16 protein-coding genes and 1 tRNA gene are annotated in these 19,644 nt (G+C 63.9%); 7 read left to right on the top strand and 10 right to left on the bottom strand.

The features are described 5' to 3' along the window. Nucleotides 1-335 precede the first annotated feature (335 nt). Complete coding sequence (locus CFE28_15385; GenBank protein OYU71751.1) at nt 336-1,868, top strand: acetyl-CoA acetyltransferase; 1,533 nt, start codon at nt 336-338, stop codon at nt 1,866-1,868. Here CFE28_15385 and CFE28_15380 read toward each other — a convergent pair. Next, the gene (locus tag CFE28_15380) at nt 1,856-2,926 is read right to left on the bottom strand and encodes a cobalamin-binding protein (protein OYU71249.1); all 1,071 of its coding nucleotides are present in this window, start codon (nt 2,924-2,926) and stop codon (nt 1,856-1,858) included. The genes CFE28_15385 and CFE28_15380 overlap by 13 nt on opposite strands. Nucleotides 2,927-2,968: 42 nt before the next feature. On the opposite strand from CFE28_15380, the gene CFE28_15375 reads away from it, so the two are divergent. Next, nucleotides 2,969-3,694 (top strand): short-chain dehydrogenase, encoded by a 726-nt coding sequence (locus tag CFE28_15375; GenBank protein ID OYU71248.1) that lies wholly within the window; start codon nt 2,969-2,971, stop codon nt 3,692-3,694. 19 nt (nt 3,695-3,713) lie between these two features. Here CFE28_15375 and CFE28_15370 read toward each other — a convergent pair whose 3' ends face one another. The 6 genes from CFE28_15370 to CFE28_15345 all read right to left on the bottom strand — a co-directional run bounded on the left by CFE28_15370 (nt 3,714) and on the right by CFE28_15345 (nt 9,926). Next, on the bottom strand, nt 3,714-4,376 hold the full coding sequence (locus tag CFE28_15370; protein OYU71247.1) for a haloacid dehalogenase: 663 nt from the start codon (nt 4,374-4,376) through the stop codon (nt 3,714-3,716). Beyond that, complete coding sequence (locus tag CFE28_15365; protein ID OYU71246.1) at nt 4,373-5,476, bottom strand: 2Fe-2S ferredoxin; 1,104 nt, start codon at nt 5,474-5,476, stop codon at nt 4,373-4,375. Before CFE28_15365 ends, CFE28_15370 begins: the two co-directional genes overlap by 4 nt. Nucleotides 5,477-5,519: 43 nt before the next feature. Continuing rightward, nucleotides 5,520-7,118 carry an alpha-glucosidase gene (locus CFE28_15360; GenBank protein OYU71245.1) on the bottom strand — a complete coding sequence of 533 codons (1,599 nt, stop codon included), beginning with the start codon at nt 7,116-7,118 and terminating at the stop codon, nt 5,520-5,522. A 3-nt stretch (nt 7,119-7,121) separates the two neighbouring features. After that, nucleotides 7,122-7,730, bottom strand: a complete 609-nt coding sequence (locus tag CFE28_15355; GenBank protein OYU71750.1) for an ATP-dependent Clp protease proteolytic subunit — start codon at nt 7,728-7,730, stop codon at nt 7,122-7,124. Between the two features lie 86 nt (nt 7,731-7,816). Then, nucleotides 7,817-9,289 (bottom strand): peptidase M20, encoded by a 1,473-nt coding sequence (locus CFE28_15350; protein OYU71244.1) that lies wholly within the window; start codon nt 9,287-9,289, stop codon nt 7,817-7,819. A gap of 25 nt (nt 9,290-9,314) precedes the next feature. Next, on the bottom strand, nt 9,315-9,926 hold the full coding sequence (locus tag CFE28_15345; protein OYU71243.1) for a flavin-nucleotide-binding protein: 612 nt from the start codon (nt 9,924-9,926) through the stop codon (nt 9,315-9,317). 210 nt (nt 9,927-10,136) lie between these two features. On the opposite strand from CFE28_15345, the gene CFE28_15340 reads away from it, so the two are divergent. After that, nucleotides 10,137-10,901 carry a short-chain dehydrogenase gene (locus CFE28_15340; GenBank protein OYU71242.1) on the top strand — a complete coding sequence of 255 codons (765 nt, stop codon included), beginning with the start codon at nt 10,137-10,139 and terminating at the stop codon, nt 10,899-10,901. Here the strand turns inward: CFE28_15340 and CFE28_15335 are convergent, their stop codons facing one another. Continuing rightward, nucleotides 10,902-12,074, bottom strand: coding sequence for an aminotransferase (locus tag CFE28_15335; protein OYU71241.1), 1,173 nt, complete (start codon nt 12,072-12,074; stop codon nt 10,902-10,904). Between the two features lie 54 nt (nt 12,075-12,128). On the opposite strand from CFE28_15335, the gene CFE28_15330 reads away from it, so the two are divergent. Next, nucleotides 12,129-12,581, top strand: a complete 453-nt coding sequence (locus CFE28_15330; GenBank protein ID OYU71240.1) for an N-acetyltransferase — start codon at nt 12,129-12,131, stop codon at nt 12,579-12,581. 3 nt (nt 12,582-12,584) lie between these two features. Here the strand turns inward: CFE28_15330 and typA are convergent, their stop codons facing one another. After that, entirely contained in the window at nt 12,585-14,417 is a 1,833-nt protein-coding gene (typA, locus tag CFE28_15325) for a translational GTPase TypA (GenBank protein OYU71239.1), read from the bottom strand. A gap of 342 nt (nt 14,418-14,759) precedes the next feature. Next, nucleotides 14,760-15,671: an N-formylglutamate amidohydrolase gene (locus CFE28_15320; GenBank protein OYU71749.1), complete on the bottom strand. Its 912-nt coding sequence runs from the start codon at nt 15,669-15,671 to the stop codon at nt 14,760-14,762. A 124-nt stretch (nt 15,672-15,795) separates the two neighbouring features. On the opposite strand from CFE28_15320, the gene CFE28_15315 reads away from it, so the two are divergent. From CFE28_15315 to CFE28_15305, 3 genes are all read left to right on the top strand, one after another. Then, on the top strand, nt 15,796-16,155 hold the full coding sequence (locus CFE28_15315) for a response regulator (GenBank protein OYU71238.1): 360 nt from the start codon (nt 15,796-15,798) through the stop codon (nt 16,153-16,155). A 69-nt stretch (nt 16,156-16,224) separates the two neighbouring features. Then, nucleotides 16,225-16,299: transfer RNA gene (locus CFE28_15310), tRNA-Val, on the top strand. 238 nt (nt 16,300-16,537) lie between these two features. After that, nucleotides 16,538-19,552, top strand: a complete 3,015-nt coding sequence (locus CFE28_15305; GenBank protein ID OYU71237.1) for a hypothetical protein — start codon at nt 16,538-16,540, stop codon at nt 19,550-19,552. The last annotated feature ends 92 nt before the right edge of the window (nt 19,553-19,644 follow it).

Below are 19,644 nucleotides of genomic sequence, written 5' to 3'. Positions count from 1 at the left end.
GCATGGCCGGGAGCTTGCACCGACAGCTATCTCGCGCTCACCCGCTCCTGGCGGTAATCGGTCAGGGGTTCACCATCCCACGCTGTGTCGTTTTGTCGCGCCCAAGTTGCGATGGGTCTGGCGCGAAAATTGCCGGTGGTGATGAACAGTCAGGCGCAGACAGACCCTGACGGTTCCCGGACCCATTGCGGTCGTCGCCCTGGAGGACTGAGCAATCCTGGTCCACGCGGGAAAATCGTCGCCAATCCTGTTCAGGGGATTGCTCCCTGCAGGGCGGGCTGGGCTAGACTTGGGTCAAACCAGGAATGGACAGCCGGACAGCAAAAATGACCACCATGAATGACCGTACCCCCATCATAATCGGTGTTGGCCAGGCTGCGGAGCGCCCTTCGGATCCGAACTACAGGGCCCTCTCTCCTGCGGACCTTGCTGGAGAAGCAGCCCTGGCCGCCATTGCCGACGCCAGGGCTGGCGGCGCGCTTGCGGCCTCGATCGATACCCTGGCCGCTATCCGGCAGTTCGAGATTTCAACGCCGGGCGCCAAGCCGCCCTTTGGCGCCTCCAATAACTTCCCCCGATCCGTGGCCCGGCGCATTGGCGCCAATCCCCGCCGCGCAATACTCGAGATCACGGGGGGGCAGGGCCCGCAGAGACTGGTTGGGGAATTCTGCGCCGCTATCGCTGAGGGCCAGGCTGAAACCGTCCTGCTGGTCGGATCTGAAGCCATGTCGACTGTGCTGCACCTGCAGGCCAAGGGTGAAACACCAGACTGGTCCGAGACGGTCGAAGGCGACATGGAAGATCGCGGCTATGGTCTGGACGGCATGTTCACGGCGGCGCTGATCAAGCACAGGATCCGGGGCGCCATTCCCTGCTATGCACTCTTCGAGAACGCGCGCCGGGGTCGGGTGGGCAAGTCCCGGGAGGCTTACGCCCGCGACATGGGCGAGCTTTTTGCGCCCTTCTCCGAAGTCGCGGCGCAGAATCCGTTCTCCGCAGCGCCCACCGCCAGAAGCGCCGCAGAACTTGTCGAAGTGACCGAGCGCAACAGGATCGTCGCCGATCCCTTCACCCGCATGCTGGTCGCCCGGGACCAGGTCAATCAGGCTGCTGCGGTGCTCATAAGTTCTGTCGGCGCCGCCCGGGCCATGGGCGTACCCGAAGATCGCTGGGTCTTTCTCCACGGACAGGGCGACGCCAATGAGCTCACGCCAATGGAGCGGCCAGACCTTTCGGCGAGCCCCCAGTCCATCGCCTCAGCCAGGCTGGCCCTCAGCCTTGCCGGGAAATCGGTTTCAGAGATCGCCATCTTCGACTTCTACAGCTGCTTTCCGATCGCGGTCTTCAACATGCTCGATGGCCTTGGCCTTGAACCGGATGATCCCCGGGGTCTGACCCTTACGGGCGGGCTCCCGTATTTTGGCGGCGCCGGAAATGACTATTCCATGCACGCCATCGCTGAGGCCATTGGCATACTTCGCCTGCGGCCAGGTCTGTTTGGGCTGGTTGGCGCCAATGGCGGTATGCTGTCCAAGTATTCCACCGGCATCTATTCCACGCAGCCTGCCGACTGGACAAAGCCGGAATTGCGCAGGGGCAAGGTCGCCGACGCCCCCGTTCTTGGGCTTGAAGTAGAAGCGGCCTCGGGCGCAGGGCGGGTCGAAACCTATACCATCCTGCCCCATCGTGACGGGGACGTGGTGGTGGTGATCGGGCGTCTGGCTGACAATGACCGACGCTTCGCCGCCATGGCCGAAGAAGGGGATCTGGCTACCCTGGCCGAGTCCCGGTCCCGCGATCCTCTCGGCCGAACCATTCTGGTGCGCACCGATGAGCAGGGTTTCAACCGCTTCTGCTACGCGGACTGAAGCGCCGCCCGCCAGGCGCTGACGGCCTCAGGGATTTTTTCCAGGTCCCTCAGGATCAGGATGTCGGCGGATTTCACCCGGCCAAGACTTTCCGAGGCGCCTCCCGCCCAGATCGCAACGGTTTGCGGCAGCATGCCCCGAAGTTCGATCAATCCCTGTGTCACACGATTGGCGGCAAGGGTCTTTGAGAACGAGAGCGCAACTATGTCTGCCCGGTGGGCCCCCGCAGCCAGGGCGATGTCGGGCACAGGAGTCTGTGGCCCGAGGCTAATGCAGGCGCAGCCGCTGATCGCGAACATGGCCTCGGCCATCAAGAGACCGATGGTATGAGGCTCAAGGGGAAAGGTCGTCAGCAGGACCCTTGGGGCGCGGGCCTTGCGCGGCGTCGCAGCGATCGCTGTCCGCAGGAGACGCGTCATGATCTCGCTGAAAACATGCTCATGATGGATTTGCAGCTTGCCCCTGGCCCAGGCCTCGCCAACGGCGACCGTCAGACCTGGAGCGGTCGTCAGGACAAAGCTCTTCAGGCCGTCACGCCCCAGGGCTGTCGCCAGCCAGGCCTCAAACCTGTCGACATCATTATCCACCAGAAGGCCCAGGGCATGCTGTACTTCCTCGGACTCTGTGCCGGCGGAGTCAGTGGAAAGGACCACCAGTTCCTGCAGATCCAGATTCAGGATCTTGCCGGGGCGGTGGCCAACGGCGATCAGGCGACGAATGAGTCTGAGCTTTTCCAGATCTTCTGCTGAATAGACCCTGTCATCCTGGGCGTCCCGTACAGGGGCCGGGAAGCCATAGCGCCGCTCCCAGACCCTCAAGGTCTCTTTTGGTATGCCCGTATCGCGCTCAACCGAGGCGATCGACAATTGCCCATGACTACCCGCGACGACGATGGCCGGGTCAGCCCCACCGGGCACAATCTGTTTTGTCCTGGACAAACTGCCCAAAAACCCCAAGATTAGACGGCATTTCCAGTCCGGGTTCGGGATTTGTCCATGACATTCTCCCGTATACCCAAGAGCCGGCTCTTCCGTGACAACAGTTTTCCAAGCCACCATAGCAGATAATGGGCCCGGTAAAGAACCTGGACCTTACAGATTATGACAGTCCGGGCGACCTACGCCGCCGCCGTATTCGGCGCAGGCGGCATCGGACGGGCCTTGACCGAGCGCCTGATCGCCAATCCCAGAATTTCCAGGGTGTGGTCCATATCCCGGCGTCCACCGCAATTTCATGATGCCAAGCTGGCCACCCGCCAGATCGATCCAGCCGACGAAGCCTCGCTTTCAGGCCTTGCAGACGAGCTGAAAGACAGTGGAGACACCCTCCGTCTGGCGATTGTGACGAACGGGGTCCTGCAGGATGCCGTCACCACGCCCGAGAAATCCTGGCGGGCCCTGGATCCGGTGGCCCTGGCGCACAGTTTCGCCGTCAATACGATTGGGCCTGCCCTGATCGCCAAGCACATCCTGCCACTTCTCCCGCGCCAGGAGCGCAGCGTCTTCGCCGCTCTCTCCGCCCGGGTCGGCAGCATTTCAGACAATCGACTGGGCGGCTGGTACGGATATCGGGCGTCAAAGGCCGCCCTCAACCAGATCATTCACACCCTGGCCATCGAACTGGCCCGCAGCCATCCCATGGCCCTGTGTGTCGCGCTCCATCCAGGAACAGTGGAGACGGCGCTTTCAGCCCCCTTTTCGGGTGGTGAAGGCGCAAGGATGTCGCCCCAGGCCTCCGCTGAAGCCCTGCTGAATGTGCTGGCAGGGCTCGAGGTCAAGGACTCCGGCGGTTTCTTCGCCTGGGATGGCCAGCAAATCCCCTACTAGCCGGGGCCATTGGCGGCGTTCAACCTGCCAGCTGCGCGACCTCTGCATAGGACCATGCGATCTCATGGGCGCCGGCCGCCCTCAGGGCCGCGTCATGACCTGGCCGGATATGGCCGCCGGCGCAGAGGCCGATCACCCGTGCGCCAGCCGCAGAGGCTGCGGCGACCCCGGTGGGGGAGTCCTCGATCACGATCACCCGGTCGGGGCTGACGCCGAGGCTCTTCGCCGCATGGAGGTAGATGTCCGGGTGAGGCTTGCCCCGGGCCACATGGATGGCGGCGCTGAAGATCCTGTCATCCTCAAAGTGGCTGCGCAGGCCCAGCTGGTCCAGATGCTCCATGATCCATTGCGGACTGCTGGAAGAGGCGATGGCGCGGGTCCGGCCGCCCAGGCTGGCCAGGAATTCAGACACCCCGGGAACCGACGCAACTGGTCCCACCGCGCCTGACGCCATGATGGCCCTGATGCGCTGGTCAAGATTCGGGTCAGGCGCCCGACCCCAGAGCCTGTGTATGGTCGCGCGGCTGTCCTGCTGGTTTCGCCCCAGATAGTGCTCGAGCACGTCTTCGAGGCTGGTGGGCATGCCGGTCTCGGTCAGGGCCTGGGCCACGGCGAGGCTTGAGGGGATTTCGGAGTCGGCGATGACGCCGTCAAAGTCGAAAATGATCGGCAAGTCGGTCAGCTGCGCCAGCGCAGGGTCACGGCCTCAACGGGATTTTTGAAGGGCCGCCTGGCCTCCCGGCTTGCCGCCCATTCCCGTTTCAGCTGCTGGTACCACTTGGCCTGTTTGTCTGCATCGTCGATCCACAGAAGGGACGGGTCGTATTTCAGGCCCTCGTTCTGCAGGTTCACCATGTCGCCGTCCTGATGCAGGAAGACACGGATCATCCGCCTGAACCAGGGCGCCAGCAGGCTGGCCACCCAGTGATCGGTCCAGACGATCTGGGTGATGCGGGTCTTGCGGTCATGGACAGGGGTCAGGCAGGTCAGGGCCAGGACCTGGTACTTGCCGACAATTACATGCTCCCACCTCTGGCCAGGCAGGGCGAAGGTGATCTCGGTCTGTGGATCGCCGCCCAGCAGGCGATAGAGCCGGTTGCTCTTTGAGGGCGGATGGCGGGTCATGCAGAAGCCCCGCTCAGAAGGCGCGAAGGCCTTGGCCTTATCATGCTGGCCCTTGGCCTTCCGCGACCACCACTGGCCATGGACATAGGGCGCATGGGTCGGGTCCATCAGGCCGACGACGGCGTGATCCATATGGGCGTCGAAATCCATGCGGTCGATGAATTTTGGCGCGCCTTCCGCGCCCTCGAACACGGGCGGGGGTTCGGGCGGCTCGCCATCAAAGCGGGGATCGGCGCTGATCCAGATGAAGACCATCCCCTGGCTCTCGGCCGTCGGGTAGCGGCGGATGCGGATCCGGGCAATGTCCAGATCCTGATCGTCCACCAGGGAGGGAATGGCTGCGCAGGCGCCGTCGGTGCCGAACCGCCAGCCATGATAGGGACATTCCACGGACGAGCGACCGTCGGGCTCTTCCGTCAGCCGTCCAGCCGACAGGGGCGCGGCGCGGTGGGGACAGATATCCTTGACCCCATAGACCTTGCCCTTGCGGTCCCGGCCCAGCAGGACAGGCTCGCCCAGGAATTCGTAGCGCTGGAGCTTGCCGGGTTTCAGGTCCCGGGACAGGGCGGCGAAGTACCAGATGTCATACAGGAAGCCGCGGCCGAACCGGGTGTCGGCGCCGGGCGGATTGACGATCTTGGTTTCACCATCAGGCATGAGGGCAATCTAGTCTGACCCAGGCTTCAGGGGAAGGTGTCGGCTAGAGGCGGAACAGGGCGGCTGCCGCAGGGCCCAGGGACAGGGTTTCACCAGACAGTGCCGCATCCCCGGTGGAAAGTTGAAGCATTCCTGCGGCCGACAGACGTGGGTCTGAAAAAGAGACTGACCCTTCGCTCATGTTGAAAACGCAAAGCATGGTCTCATCCCCTTCTGTCCGGGTGAAGGCCAGGACCGGTTCCGGCGTCTCGATCAGGGCGGTTGCGCCCCGGGTCAAGGCCGGGGAGGCCTTGCGCAGGGCGATCATCCGGCGGCTGAAGGCCAGCATGGAGTCCGGGTTAGCCTCCTGGGTCGCCGCCGACATGCCCCTGTGCTCAACCGCCCTGGGCAGCCAGCCTGGAGCCGACTCGTCTTCGGTCCAGGGCATTGGGGTACGGGCGCCATCGCGGCCCTTGGCCACAGGCCAGTAGAGGTCGCCGACAGGGTCGCGCAGCTGGGTGCGGGTGAGACTCTGACCTTCGGGCAGGCCCAGCTCCTCGCCCTGATAGATCAGGGTCGCGCCCTTCAGGGTCAGCAGCAGAGTGAACATCAGCCGGGCGACGGCCTCGGTCCCGCCGAAGCGGCTGACCGTGCGGGGAATGTCGTGATTGCAGAAGGAGATGCAGGGCCAGTGATCCGGGAAGCGCTCCAGGGTCTGCAGGTGTTCTCGGAACACCTTCGCCTGCAGCCGACGCGCCTTGAGCAGGACGAAGGTATAGGCCGAGTGCAGGCCTTCTTCCGGGGAGCAATAGGCGCCGCAGCGCTCTTCCTCCTCGGAGAATTCGCCGAAGACGAACCGATCGCCGCCGTTCCGGCCATTGTGGGCGTCCACCCGTCGCCGGACCACGTCCAGCAGGGGAATGTTCTCAGGCAGGTTGGAGTCGAACAGGTGCTGCTGCATGTCCCCGGCGTGGGACCAGTGGTGGCGCTCCCGCTGGGCGGCCGGAATGGCTGGATTGTCCCGCAGGGCCTCGTCGTGCAGGAAGCAGCCGGCCACATCCAGCCGGAAGCCGTCGACGCCACGGGCCAGCCAGAAGTCCAGAACCTTGAGGGCTGCCTCCCGGGCATCCGGGTTGAGCCAGTTCAGCTTGGGCTGCTGGCGCAGGAACTTGTGGTGATAGTGCTGGCGACGGGCAGGCTGATAGGACCAGGCAGGGCCGCCGAAGACGGACAGCCAGTTGTTGGGCGCCGTGCCGTCGTCGGCCGGATCAGCCCAGACATACCAGTCGGCCTTGGGGCCTTCCGGCCCGCCATCCCGGCTTTCGGCGAACCAGGCGTGTTCGTCAGAGGTATGGGCCAGGACTTCGTCCAGCATGACCTTGATCCCCCGCCCGTGGGCGTCGGCGATCAGGCCGTCGAGATCGGCCAGGGTCCCATAATCGGGGTGGACACCTTCAAAGTCGGCGACGTCATAGCCCCAGTCCCGGTTGGGCGAGGGGTGGATGGGGGAAAGCCAGATGGCGTCGACGCCCAGGCTCTGGATGTAGTCGAGCTTCGAGCGCACGCCAGCCAGGTCGCCGTGACCGTCGCCATTGGAGTCGCAGAAGCTGCGGACATAGATGTGATAGACGACCGCGCCCTTCCACCAAGGCGCGGCCGTCATGTCTTAAGCCTCGTCCGGGCGGCTGATGATCTTTGACGCCAGGCCATAGGCCACGGCCGCCTCAGCGCCCATCCAGAAGTTCCGCTGGGTGTCTGCCAGGATCTTCTCGTAGGTCTGGCCGGTTTCCTTGGCGTAGATGCGGTTCATCCTCTCGCGCATCTTGACGATTTCCTCGGCCTCGATGGCGATGTCCGAAGCCTGACCGCGCACGCCGCCCGAGGGCTGGTGCAGCAGGAAGCGGGTATTGGGCAGGCAGAAGCGGTTTTCCTTGGCCGCGCCCACAAAGATGCTGGCGCCGGCGCTGGCCACCCAGCCGGTGCCGATCATCTTTACCTGCGGACCGCAGAACTTGATCATGTCGTGGATGGTGTCGCCGCTTTCCACGTGACCGCCCGGCGAGTTGATGATCACCCGGATCGGCTTTTCAGCGTCGTCATTAGCCAGGGCCAGGAGCTGGGCGGTGACCCGCTCGGCCAGGCGCATATTGATCGGGCCGAAGATCAGCACGGTGCGCGACTTGAACAGGGCGTTCTGGACCGGCCCCGCCGTCATCGGCATGTCCGGTTTGGGCTCGCCCTCTTCCTCGTCTTCGTCCAGCCGCCAATTGCGCATGGTGTCTTTGCTCCGCGTATCCATGGAAGGGAACCTGATGTGCGCCGCCGCGCACTGCAAGGGGGCTCCCCGAAGTTGGTCGGGTTTTACTTGGAGCCCGCCGTTGCAATCAAGCGCGCATAGAAATCTACGCACCGATCCAGATTCTCCAGGGTGAGGTACTCATTGGTCCCGTGGATCATGGCCGTGTCCTTCAGGCTGAGGACCAGGGGCTGGAACCGGTATATGTCCGAGGCGATGGGCTGCATGGACCGGCTGTCCGTACCGGCAGTGACCAGGCCCGGCGCCACTGGCGCTTTCGAGACTGTACCGGCGACTGCCGCAAGGGTCTTCCAGGCGTCAGAGGTGGTGGACGACACTGCTGAGGGTTCACGCGGCGCGGTGGGCCAGGAGAGTTCGACGGCAAGATCGCCGACGGCGGCCTTCGCCCTGGCCATGACCCTTGCGGAGGTGTCGCCGGGCGCTATGCGGTAGTTGATCTGGGCCGTAGCGTCCTGGGGCAGGACATTTTCCTTGGGGCTGCCCTTCAGCATGGTGGGCGCGATGGTGGTGTGCAGCATGGCCGCCCCGGCCGGTGTGGCCGCCATCTGCTTCAGGATCACGGACTTGAAAAGCCAGGTATTGGCCACCGCCATCCGGATCGGCAGCTTGCCCAGAGGCGCCAGAGCCTTGAGCATTTCCCCGCCGGGTCCGGACAGATCCAGGGGGAAGGGATGATCGGCGATGGCGGTTACGGCGCGGGACAGGGTCACGACCCCGCCGCCATCCGCCGGCGGTGCTGAAGAGTGCCCGCCAGCCGCCTTCGCCGTGACCTGGAGGGTGCCATAACCCTTCTCGGCAATGCCGATCAGGGCGGCAGGGCCTCCCGTGATCGGATTATCGGCGACCACCACCAGGCCTTCGTCCAGGACCAGGTGAGCCTTCACGCCCCGCGCCTTCAGGGCTGCAGATGCGGCTTCGGCGCCCTCGCCGCGAACTTCTTCATCGTGGCCGGAAACCAGGATGATGGTCCGTTTGGGCGCAAAGCCTGACTTCATCAAAGCCTCGATGGCCTCGAAGGTGGTGACCAGTGAACCCTTGTCGTCGATGGCGCCACGGCCCCAGACGGCGCCTTCAGCAATTTGTCCGGCGAATGGTGCGTACTTCCAGTCGCCTTCGGTACCGGGAGTCACCGGGACCACGTCCTGGTGCGCCATCAGGATGATCGGGTCGAGGGCGGGATCTGAGCCCTTCCAGGTGTAGATCAGGCCATGGCCTGCCACGACCTCGCGGGTCATGGCCTTGTGGGTGGCGGGATAGGTGGTCTGCAGCCAGGCATGCAGTCTGTCCCACTGGGCCGGGTCGTCCTCCGTCCGGTCCTGATGGCTGACGGTCTGGATCTGGATGGCCTCGGACAGATGCCGGGCGGCCGCCGCCCTGTCATAGGTTATGGATGGGGCGACAGTGACATCGCTCTCGGTTGCGGCAGGCTTCAGGCCGATCGTCCGCACGGCGACCACGCCTGCCACCAGTGCGCCGGCGCAGACGCCGACCAGAAGGATTTTTGCTGGGGTCTTCATGGGGCCGCCTCCGTTTGGGTCTGCACTACCACATCGACGCCCTGGCGCGATCTGGCCATTCCTTGTCGTAGGCCTCTCCTCCGACCTGACCCTGGCTGGCCGCAGCCAGCATCTGGCCCGCACTGGGCAGGGTTTCCGGGTCAATGAAGGCTGCAGGGTTCCAGACTTCGCCCCGCATCAGGGCCCGGGCGCACTGGAAATAGACGGTGTCGACCCTGATGACGATCACCGACCTTGGCGGCTTTCCCTCCATGACAAAGCTGTCGAGCAGGTCCGGGTCGACTGAGACAGAGCCCTGGCCATTCACCCGCATGGCGGTGTTCGAGCCCGGCACCAGGAACATCAGGGCCACCCGGGGATCGCGGACAATGTTCCTCAGGGAATCGATACGGTTGTTTCCCCGCCGGTCGGGCATGAGCAGGGTCCGCTCGTCAGCAATGCGGACCACGCTGCCCCTGTCGCCCCGGGGGGAGCAGTCCAGGCCCTCCGGCCCGCTGGTCGCCAGGGCGCAGAAGGGCGAGGCCTCGATATAGGCGCGGTATTCCGGATTGAGATGATCTAACTCCTTGAGAGCCGAGGTCGGCCCGACAGCGCCATAGATTTGCTCAAGGCCTTCGATGCTGGTGATCACGGTCATGTTTTGTCTCCCCGAGCCTCATCCCTTGAAACGGTTTCGTCTCAAGGGATGAGGCTCAATCTCAAGAAGTTGGAGCTTGGTTCGATCCGATAACCGGTTCCCACTTATCGGACCAAGCTCCGGACCCGATCAAACCCAAGCCTTGACCTCCCGTCCACCCCAACGGCAAATGACATCCAACAATCAAACGCGCGTTTAAGAGGAAACATCATGGGCGAGCTCTTCGATCTGACCGGCAAGGTCGCCATCATCACCGGCTCCACCAAGGGCATCGGCAAGGCCATCGCCGAGCGTATGGCCGAGCACGGCGCCAAGGTTGCGATCTCCTCGCGCAAGGCCGGCCCCTGTGATGAGGTCGCAGCCGCCATCAACGCCAAGCACCCAGGCGCCGCCATCGCCTGCCCGGCCAACATCTCGTCCAAGGATGACCTTCAGCGACTGGTGGACGAAACCCGCAAGGCCTTCGGCAAGGTGGACATCGTGGTCTGCAACGCCGCGTCCAATCCCTATTACGGCCCGATGAGCGGCATCAGCGATGACGCCTTCCGCAAGATCCTGGAAAACAACATCATCGCCAATAACTGGCTGATCAACATGACCGCGCCGGAGATGGCCGAGCGCAAGGACGGCGCCATCATCATCATCTCGTCCATTGGCGGCCTGCGCGGCACAGGCGTCATCGGCGCCTACGCCATTTCCAAGGCGGCGGACATGCAGCTGGCCCGCAACCTCGCCCAGGAACTGTCGCCCAGCAATATCCGCATCAACTGCATTGCGCCCGGTCTGGTGAAGACCGACTTCGCCAAGGCCCTTTGGGACACCCCGGCGGGGGAGGCCCGGGCCAGCACCGGCACCCCCCTGCGCCGCCTGGGCGAGCCCGACGACATCGCCGGCGCGGCGGTCTTCCTGGCATCGAAGGCCGGCAGCTGGATGACCGGTCAGACCATCGTCGTCGACGGCGGCTCGACCAGCTGATTACGGATGGGCGGCGCGGGAGAGATCCCGCGCCCGCGCCAGCCGCTCTATGCCCAGGTCCAGGGTCGCATCGGCCTTGGAGAAGCAGAGCCGCAGTATGTGGGTGACGTGATCGGCCTCATAGAGCGCCGAGACCGGGATGGCCGCCACCCCGGCCTCCTTAACCGCCCGCAGGGCGAAGTCCCTGTCGCCTTCGGTGACGCCGGAGGCCGCCAGATCAACATTCAGGAAATAGGTGCCCTGGCTTGGCAGGACTGCAAACCCTTCCCGGGTCAGGCCCGCGCTCAGGCGATCCCGCGACGCCTGTAGCTCGCGGGGCATGGCGGTGAACCAGTCCCCGGGGTCGTCCAGGCCGAAGGCGACCGCGCTCTGCAGATTGGGCGGGGTGGTGAAGGTCAGGAACTGGTGAGCCCTGGACAGGCCATGGGTCAGGGCCGGCGCTGCGCACAGGAAGCCGACCTTCCAGCCCGTCAGACCAAACATCTTGCCGGCGGATCCGATCTTCACCGTCCGCTCCCGCATGCCGGGCAGGGCGATCAGCGGCGTGTGGACCGCGCCATCGAACACCACCTGCTCCCAGACCTCGTCGCAGATAGCGAGCGCGTCATGGGCGATGCAGAATTCCGCCAGCAGTTCCAGGTCTTCCCGGGGCAGGACCACGCCGGCTGGATTGATGGGGTTGTTCAGGACCACCAGCCGGGTCCTGTCGCTGAAGGCGGCCTCCAGCATGGCCCGGTCGAACCGCCAGTGGGGGGGCTGAAGGGTCACCAGGACAGGCGTGCCGCCGGCGCGGCGGATCAGGGGCAGATAGGCGTCATAGACCGGCTGGAAGACCACCACCTCATCGCCGGGATTGACCAGGGCCAGGAAGGCGGCTGCCAGGGCCTCGGTTGCGCCGGAGGTGACCGTGACCTCGCTCGCCCAATCCAGGTCCAGCCCCTGTGCGCGGGCATAGTGGCCGGCGACGGCCTGGCGCAGTTCAGGCAAGCCCACCATGGGCGGATACTGGTTATAGCCATTGAGGACGGCGTCCGCCGCCTTCTGCCGTATGGCCAACGGCCCTGGCGCGTCCGGAAAGCCCTGACCCAGATTCACGGCGCCAAGGGTTCGGGCAAGGCCCGACATTTCCTCGAACACCGTCATCGGCATGTTGGCGTAGACGGAATGAACCATGGCGACTCTCCCTTGCGGTCTTGCCTAGCACGGCGCCCATGGCAATATCCAAGCATGGAAGTACGCCCTTACGAGCCCAGCGACGCCGATGCCTGGAAAGCCCTCAATGAGGCCTGGATCGGAAAGTTGTTCAAGATTGAACCAAAAGACCGGGAGGTCCTGGATTTTCCGGAGAAGAACATCCTCGAGAAGGGCGGACATATCTTCATGGCCCACCAGGCAGGCGCCGCCGTGGGCTGCGCCGCCCTGATCAGGATGTCAGATGGCGGTTATGAGCTGGCCAAGATGACCGTGGATGAATCCATGCGGGGGACAGGACTGGGCCGGGCCCTCATGGAGGCCTGCATCGCCAAGGCTAAGGCCCTGGGCGCCGTGCGTCTCTACCTTGAAACCAATTCAAGCCTGGCGCCGGCCATCGGTCTCTACCGGGCTGTGGGCTTTGTGGACATGCCCACCCAGTCGACCCCCTATGCGAGGGCCGACGTCTTCATGGAGCTGAAGCTCTAGAAGCTATTCTTCCTTGACGCGACGCTTGCGGAAGCTGGGGTTCAGCACCTGCTTGCGAAGGCGGATCGACTTGGGCGTAACCTCGACCAGTTCGTCTTCTTCGATATAGGCGATGGCCTGTTCCAGGGTCATCCGGCGGGGCGGGGTCAGGCGGACAGCTTCGTCCTTGCCCGAAGCGCGGACGTTGGTCAGCTGCTTGGCCTTCATTGGATTGACGTCGAGGTCATCCTGGCGGGAATTCTCGCCAATGATCATGCCCTGATAGGTCTTCTCGCCGCCGCCAACGAACATGGTTCCGCGGTCTTCAAGGTTCCAGAGGGCGTAGGCCGCTGTCTCACCATCAGAATTGGAGACCAGAACGCCCTTACGGCCGGCGTCGATGGCGCCCTTATAGGGTTCGTAATGGCTGAACACCCGGTTGAGCACGCCCGAGCCGCGGGTGTCGGTGAGGAATTCGCCCTGGTAACCGATCAGAGACCGCGAGGGAGACATCAGGCTGATCCGGGTCTTGCCCGCGCCCGACGGGCCCATGTCCTTCAGTTCCGCCTTACGGGCTGACAGCTTTTCGATGACGATGCCGCTGAACTCATCGTCCACGTCGATCATGACGTCCTCGATGGGCTCCAGGCGGGCGCCGGTCTCTGGATCGGTCTGGAAGACCACCCGGGGGCGGCTGATGGAGAGCTCGAAGCCTTCGCGGCGCATGCCTTCGATCAGCACGCCCAGCTGGAGTTCGCCGCGGCCGGCCACTTCATAAGCGTCCTTGTCGGCAGTTTCCGTCACCCGGATGGCGACGTTGGACTGGGCTTCCTTCAGAAGACGGTCACGGATGACCCGGCTCTGGACCTTGTCGCCTTCGCGGCCGGCCAGGGGGCTGTCATTGACCGATACGGTCATGGAAATGGTCGGCGGGTCGATCGGCTGGGCCGGCAGGGCCTCGGTGACTTCCATGGCGCACAGCGTGTCGGCCACGGTGGCCTTGCTCAGGCCGGCGATGGCGACGATGTCGCCAGCTTCGGCGTCTTCGATGGGCTGACGCTTCAGGCCGCGGAAGGCCAGGACCTTGGTGATGCGGCCGCGTTCGACTTCCTTGCCGTCATAGGACAGGGCCCTGATGGCCAGGCCGGGGACAGCCTTGCCGGATTCAATGCGACCGGTGAGCAGGCGGCCCAGGAAGGGGTCGTTCTCGATGAGAACCGACAGGATCTGGAAGGGTTCGTCCCTGCGGACGATGGCCTTGGGCTCAGGCACGTGGCGGACGATCAGATCAAACAGGGGCGCCAGGGTGTCGTTGGGCTTGTCCATGTCCAGGGTCGCCCAGCCATTCTTGCCCGAGGCATAGATGTGCGGGAAGTCCAGCTGCTCGTCTGTTGCGCCCATGGCGGCGAACAGGTCGAAGGCGTCGTTGAGGACCCGGTCGGGGTCGGCGTGGGCCCGGTCGACCTTGTTGAGGCAGAGAATGGGGCGGAGGCCCATCTTGAGCGCCTTGCCCAGAACGAACTTGGTCTGGGGCATGACGCCCTCTTCGGCGTCCACCAGCAGGACGCAACCGTCCACCATGCCGAGGATCCGTTCCACCTCGCCGCCGAAGTCGGCGTGGCCAGGGGTGTCGATGATGTTGATCCGGGTTTCGCCGGCTTCACCGTTCCACAGAACACTGGTGCACTTGGCGAGAATGGTGATCCCCCGCTCCCGCTCCTGGTCGTTGGAGTCCATGGCGCGCTCGACCGTCGCCTCATTGGCGCGGAAGACGCCGGACTGGGCGAGGAGCTGATCCACCAGGGTGGTTTTGCCATGGTCGACGTGTGCGATGATGGCGATGTTGCGGAGGGACATGGATTTCTTATCTTTTGAAGGGCGCGCGCTTGTTAGTTGAGCCTGCGGGGTTAAGCCAGCGACTTCTCGCCGCAGATGACGCATTTTCCCTTACGGACTTGTGCGATGCGGCGCACGTTCATACCTGACCCATGCCCCGCGCGCCATGGATTATCCCGGAAAGGCGCGATTTACGGCAACAAATTCATCCAATCAGGAAATTAACCCTTGAACTTTTGTGCAGTGCACTCTAATTATGTCCTCGTGAGGCGTCGCTGATGCCTCTGCCCTTCCTGGGCGTTTCCTCCCTAATGAACTGCCGCGTCCTCGGGCGCGGCTTTTTTTTGTGCCCTATGCCTGGCTTCAGGCGAGGCCCACGGATTTCCAGTCCTCGGCAGCCAGGCTTTGCGAAAGCCGGTCCAGATCGGCCTTCAGGCGCCCAAACCCCTCGGTGAGTTTCAGACAGGTTTCGTCCAGATAAAGGGCGCGGCTGATTTCGATCTGCAGGGCATGAACCCTGTTGTGCGGCTGTCCGTAGTGTTCGGTGGTATAGCCGCCGGCATAGGGGATATTCCGCGCAACCCGGTAACCCAGGCCAGCAAGTTGACCCTCGACGCGGGTCGTGAGCGCCGGGTGGCATGAGGCGCCAAAGCGATCGCCCAGGACAATATCTACAGGGTCGGCCGCGCTGGCCAGTCGTCCAGCCGCTGCAGGCATGGAGTGCCAGTCCAGCAGGATGGCGAAACCATGGACGCTTTTCGCCCGCGTGATCAGTCCGGACAGGGCGTCGTGATACGGCGTATGCACCTGATCAATCCGGGCCTGGGCCTCTGCGAAGGTCAGCTTCCGCGCATAGATCTCCAGGCCTTCCGAGATCAGGCGCGCCACGGCCCCAAGCCCGGCCGCCACCCTGGGCGAATGTTCGCGGACAAAGGCGGGCAGGGGCTGATCAAACATGCCGGGGTCAAGTTCATAGGCATGGCGGTTGACGTCCAGATAGGCGCGGGCGGCCAGGGCTGTGATCAGAGCTGCGCCATGGCCAGGGGCGGAGTCCATCAGCCGGTCGACGAAGGCGTCCTCTGACCGACGGATATCCAGTCCCGAGAGATGGGCGCCCATGTCATCGGGATAGATCCGGCCGGAGTGCGGCGAGCAGAAGACAAGAGGGGTCGGTGGATCGATCGAGCCAGCCTGAGCATAGTGCACACTGTGCAAGGGGCCCGGATGCGCCAGCGCCATTTCCAGCGGTTTTTCAGTCTGGGGGCCAGCACTCATGACATTCATATGACCCCGCGTTTGTCGCCGAGGTCAAACTGCCGTGTCCGGCCGATTGGTTCATGGTGAATTTACCCCTAGGGCGCTAACCTCGCTCACTGCCATTCCTGACTTTGGAGCCCCCATGCCCCGGATCCTCCTCGCCGAAGATGACGATTCCCTCCGAGGATTCCTGGCGCGGGCCCTGGAACGTGCGGGCTATGAGGTTACTTCATGCGCAGACGGCGAAGAGGCCGTCGCCGTGCTTGACCAGGACTGGGACCTGCTTCTGACCGACATCGTCATGCCCGGGATGGACGGAATCGAGGTCGCGCGTCTGGCGGCCGCCAAGCATCCGGGCCTGCGCATCATGTTCATCACCGGATTTGCAGCTGTGGCCCTGGCCGCCAATGAGTCGGCTCCCCTCGGCGCCAAGGTGCTGTCCAAGCCCATTCACCTTCGGGAAATCGTCTCTGAAGTCGAACGCATGATGGCCGCGGCTTAAGCCACCTTGCGCCGGGGCTCCGGCCCCGTTATACCGCCGCTCCCGCTCCCGAAAGGGAGACCGCAGGTCGGACGTGTAGCTCAGCGGGAGAGCACCTCGTTGACATCGAGGGGGTCACAGGTTCAATCCCTGTCACGTCCACCATTCTTCTTTCAAAAACAATCAGATAGATCCTGGCGGCAGCTGGGGGGCATTGATCGTCTGCAGCCGTCTCCGGCGCCCTGTCGTCAAACTGTTGCAAGGGCGCCGCACCGTAAACCTAATCACAGCTTAATGCGGCGGGACCTTGCGCGAAGCGTGGTTCTCGGGTTCTGTTGTACCTGATCAAGTGGCCGACCTCCCAGTTCAGTGGATGACAGCGGACCCTTGAGGGGAGGATTTTATGTCTAAAAGCAATTTCCTGTGCGGCGGGTCTGTTCTCGCCGTCGTGCTCGCCATGGGCCTCAGCAGCCAAGCACTTGCGGCTGACGACAAGGCGGCGGACGCAACCGTATCCGAGGTTGTCGTCACCGGCTCATTCATCGCCGGTTCTTCTGAAAAAGCGGCTCAGCCGGTTGACGTCTTCGGCCAGCAGGAACTGGCCAAGCAGGGCGCGCCCAGCGTCGTCCAGCTGGTGAAGACCCTTACCGCAGCCCAGTCTTCGCTCGGCGAAAGCAACCGCTACAACGGCGGCGCCGGCACGGCCTCCATCAATCTTCGTGGTCTGGGTTCCTCGCGCACCCTGGTCCTCATGAACGGCCGTCGTCTGGCCGACACCACGGCTGCAGCCTTCCAGGGCGGCGGCGCGGACCTGAACTTCATGCCCACCGCGGCCATCGGCCGTATCGAAATCCTCAAGGACGGCGCCGCCGCGACCTACGGCTCTGACGCCGTCGCCGGCGTGGTGAACTTCATCACCCGCAAGGACCTGAACGGCTTCGAGTTCAACGCCAACTACGGCTTCATCCAGGACTCCAGCGGAGACTGGGACGCCAGCCTCGCCTATGGCCACCAGTTCGATAACGGCAACTTCCTGATCACCGCCGGTCTCCGCGACCGCGGCCGCCTGGCTGTTGACGACCGTGACTTCGCCCGGGTGCCTTTCGAATCCGTTTTCTACGGCGGCTGGTCCGGCTCTGCGAGCCCCGGAACCTATGGTACGGCGACCGGCGCCACCCTCTTCCGGGACAATGGCTGTAACGAACTGGGCTCCCAGCTCCTGACGGGCGGTCTCAAGCCGACCACCACGGCAGCCGGCAATGCGGCCCTGTGCCGCTATCAGTTCACCCACTTCAACGACCTGGTGAACGAAGAGCATCACTATCAGCTCTATTCGGAACTGAACTTCGACCTGTCTGACAATATCGGCTTCCACGGCGAAGTGGCCTGGAACCGCAATGCCGTTCCGGATCAGCGTATTTCGCCGGCCAACCTGACCACCCAGTTCCCGACCCCGACCATCAATGGCGGCACCTCGGGCGCCTCGGTGGCCGCTGGCTTCAATGGCCAGTCGCGTTACTTCATCCCGGCCACCAATCCTGGCCTGATCGCCCTGCGCACCAACTGCGCAGCCCCTCTGACGGCCGCCCAGTGCGCCGCCATGGCGGCCGGCGTCACCACCAGCCAGGCTTCCTGGCGTCTGATCGGTGTTGAAGGCCACCCGCTGAATTCCGACGGCGCTGACCACCAGGACATCGAGCAGACCCAGTACCGGATTTCCGGCGGGCTGCACGGCAAGTTCGACGGCGGCATGCTCGACGGCGTCAAGTGGGACACCGCCCTGACCTTCATGGAAAACCAGGGCATTGTGACCACCAATGACCTGCTGGTGAACCGCATCCAGCGCGCCTTCAACGGCCTTGGCGGCCCCGGCTGCGATTACCGGACCGGCACCCCCGGCGTTGGTAACTGCAAGTGGCTGAACCCCTTCTCCAACGGCATCGCCGCCAGCGCGATCACGGGCGCTACCAACCCGTTCTATGTCGCGTCTGTGGCCAATGACCCGCAGATGAAGAACTGGCTCTACGGCACCTACACCAACGTCCGCACCAACCAGATCCTGGTGGCTGACGCGGTGATCAGCGGTGAATCCAAGATCGCCCTTCCCGGCGGCAATATCGGCTGGGCGGCCGGCGCCCAGTGGCGTTTCGAGCGCAATATCGATGACTGGTCCGACCTCGGCGACGTTCAGGCGACCCCGTGCGTTGACTCCATCGATGGCCAGCAAGGCAAGTGCACGGACCCGACCGGACCCTTCGTCTTCTTCGGCGCCCAGGGCGACTATGATGTCGACCGCCGCGTCGGCGCCGTCTTCGGCGAACTGAAGCTGCCCATCCTCGACAACCTCGAGGTCAGCGCCGCTCTCCGTCACGAAGACTTCGGCGGCCGGGTCGGAACCACCACCAATCCCCGTCTGTCGGCTCGCTGGCAGGCTCTGGACTGGCTGGCCTTCCGCGCTTCGGGCGGCACCACCTTCCGGGCTCCCGGTCAGGCGGCTCTTACCCCTGGCAGCACCAAGGGCGTTCGTCAGCTGGGCGGCCAGTACCGCGCAGCCGTGACCCAGAACAATCCGGGTCTGGAACCGGAAACTGCCAAGACCGGCAACTTCGGCGTCCTGGTCAACTATGGCGGTTTCTCGGCCTCGGTTGACTACTGGACCTTCGACTTCCGCAAGGAACTGATCACCGAAGACGCCAGCCAGCTCTATGCCGCCATCAACGCGGCGAACTGCGCCAAGCCGGCCTTCGCAGCCCGGTTTGTCTTCGTCGGCGCCTGCTCGCAGGCCAACGTTCTGGTGGAAACCATCAAGATCGTGAACGGTCAGAATACCAAGACCTCGGGTTACGACCTGCGGGCTCAGTATGACTGGGACAACTTCTTTGGCTTCGACTTCCACGACACCCGGGTTTCGGTTGGCGGTGAAGCGACCCTGCTGAAGGAATACAACCGGACCGCCACGACCCTGCTGGAAGATCCGTCCGTGATCATCGCGCCTGCGATCGACCGCGCCGGCAAGCACGACCTCACCGGGGAATTCTATTCCTTCCCCAAGGTCCGTGCGAACGGCTTCGTGAACGTCGCCGGCTCCAACTGGAACCTGCGTTATCAGCTGCTCTATCGTGAAGGCACCACCCTGGCTGGTCCGGTCTGCCTTGGCGACGCCAGCGCCGGTGCGACGGCTGACTGCCGCTACAACTACTCCAGCGGTGTCTATGAGAGCGTCGGCAAGCTGGAAGACTTCTGGCAGTCGGACGTGACCCTCAGCGTCGACCTGCCGCTGGACTCCAAGGGCACCCTCAGCGTCCAGAACCTGCTGGATGCTGATCCGCCCTTCGCCCAGAGCTTCTACAACTACGATGTAACCAACGGTAACCCGCTCGGCCGGGTGATCAAGGTTGGCATCAAGAAGCAGTTCTAGGCCCGATCAGTCGGACTTAAGGATCAGGGGCGCTCTTCGGAGCGCCCCTTTTTCTTTGCGCGCTTTCTTTTTTGCGTCCTGGCCCTAGAGCA

Source organism: Alphaproteobacteria bacterium PA2, assembly GCA_002256425.1.
GTDB lineage: Bacteria > Pseudomonadota > Alphaproteobacteria > Caulobacterales > Caulobacteraceae > Phenylobacterium.
The sequence above is the reverse complement of the archived record's forward strand: the minus strand, read 5'-3'. Positions and strand labels throughout refer to the sequence as shown.

Bases quoted from the DNA above. Each gene is read 5' to 3' on its own strand.
- CFE28_15350 (OYU71244.1), bottom strand. From the start codon at position 9,289: ATGAAGACCCCAGCAAAAATCCTTCTGGTCGGCGTCTGCGCCGGCGCA.
- CFE28_15345 (OYU71243.1), bottom strand. From the start codon at position 9,926: ATGACCGTGATCACCAGCATCGAAGGCCTTGAGCAAATCTATGGCGCT.
- CFE28_15335 (OYU71241.1), bottom strand. From the start codon at position 12,074: ATGGTTCATTCCGTCTACGCCAACATGCCGATGACGGTGTTCGAGGAA.
- CFE28_15380 (OYU71249.1), bottom strand. From the start codon at position 2,926: ATGGTGGCTTGGAAAACTGTTGTCACGGAAGAGCCGGCTCTTGGGTAT.
- CFE28_15355 (OYU71750.1), bottom strand. From the start codon at position 7,730: ATGCGCAATTGGCGGCTGGACGAAGACGAGGAAGAGGGCGAGCCCAAA.
- CFE28_15340 (OYU71242.1), top strand. From the start codon at position 10,137: ATGGGCGAGCTCTTCGATCTGACCGGCAAGGTCGCCATCATCACCGGC.
- CFE28_15305 (OYU71237.1), top strand. From the start codon at position 16,538: ATGTCTAAAAGCAATTTCCTGTGCGGCGGGTCTGTTCTCGCCGTCGTG.
- typA (OYU71239.1), bottom strand. From the start codon at position 14,417: ATGTCCCTCCGCAACATCGCCATCATCGCACACGTCGACCATGGCAAA.
- CFE28_15385 (OYU71751.1), top strand. From the start codon at position 336: ATGAATGACCGTACCCCCATCATAATCGGTGTTGGCCAGGCTGCGGAG.
- CFE28_15375 (OYU71248.1), top strand. From the start codon at position 2,969: ATGACAGTCCGGGCGACCTACGCCGCCGCCGTATTCGGCGCAGGCGGC.
- CFE28_15320 (OYU71749.1), bottom strand. From the start codon at position 15,671: ATGAGTGCTGGCCCCCAGACTGAAAAACCGCTGGAAATGGCGCTGGCG.
- CFE28_15360 (OYU71245.1), bottom strand. From the start codon at position 7,118: ATGACGGCCGCGCCTTGGTGGAAGGGCGCGGTCGTCTATCACATCTAT.
- CFE28_15365 (OYU71246.1), bottom strand. From the start codon at position 5,476: ATGCCTGATGGTGAAACCAAGATCGTCAATCCGCCCGGCGCCGACACC.
- CFE28_15315 (OYU71238.1), top strand. From the start codon at position 15,796: ATGCCCCGGATCCTCCTCGCCGAAGATGACGATTCCCTCCGAGGATTC.
- CFE28_15330 (OYU71240.1), top strand. From the start codon at position 12,129: ATGGAAGTACGCCCTTACGAGCCCAGCGACGCCGATGCCTGGAAAGCC.